Source organism: Pseudomonas sp. V88_4, assembly GCF_029967985.1.
GTDB lineage: Bacteria > Pseudomonadota > Gammaproteobacteria > Pseudomonadales > Pseudomonadaceae > Aquipseudomonas > Aquipseudomonas glycinae.
Genome location: NZ_JASCAF010000022.1, coordinates 1 through 699 on the forward strand (window position 1 = coordinate 1; position 699 = coordinate 699).

A 699-nucleotide genomic window follows, 5' to 3' on the forward strand; every position below is an offset into this window, starting at 1 on the left:
GTCTGCTCCCACTGCTTGTACGCATACGGTTTCAGGATCTATTTCACTCCCCTCTCCGGGGTTCTTTTCGCCTTTCCCTCACGGTACTAGTTCACTATCGGTCAGTCAGTAGTATTTAGCCTTGGAGGATGGTCCCCCCATATTCAGACAAAGTTTCTCGTGCTCCGTCCTACTCGATTTCATGACTAAGAGACTTTCGCGTACAGGGCTATCACCCACTATGGCCGCACTTTCCAGAGCGTTCCGCTAATCTCAAAGCCACTTAAGGGCTAGTCCCCGTTCGCTCGCCACTACTAAGGGAATCTCGGTTGATTTCTTTTCCTCAGGGTACTTAGATGTTTCAGTTCCCCTGGTTCGCCTCTTGCACCTATGTATTCAGTACAAGATAACCATCTTGTGATGGCTGGGTTCCCCCATTCAGACATCTCCGGATCAAAGTCTGTTTGCCGACTCCCCGAAGCTTTTCGCAGGCTACCACGTCTTTCATCGCCTCTGACTGCCAAGGCATCCACCGTATGCGCTTCTTCACTTGACCATATAACCCCAAGCAATCTGGTTATACTGTGAAGACGACATTCGCCGAAAATTCGAATTTCTCAACTAAGAGAACTCACAAATTTTACCTTAGCCTGATCCGTTACCAGTGAAAGTAACGTTCAGTCTATCTTTCTATCACATACCCAAATTTTTAAAGAACGA

The 699-nt window shown here is 47.5% G+C and carries 1 rRNA gene; it reads right to left on the minus strand.

The annotated features are described in order from the left end of the window. Positions 1–535 (minus strand): 23S ribosomal RNA (locus QLG12_RS07180); the annotation flags it as partial. Positions 536–699 lie beyond the last annotated feature (164 nt).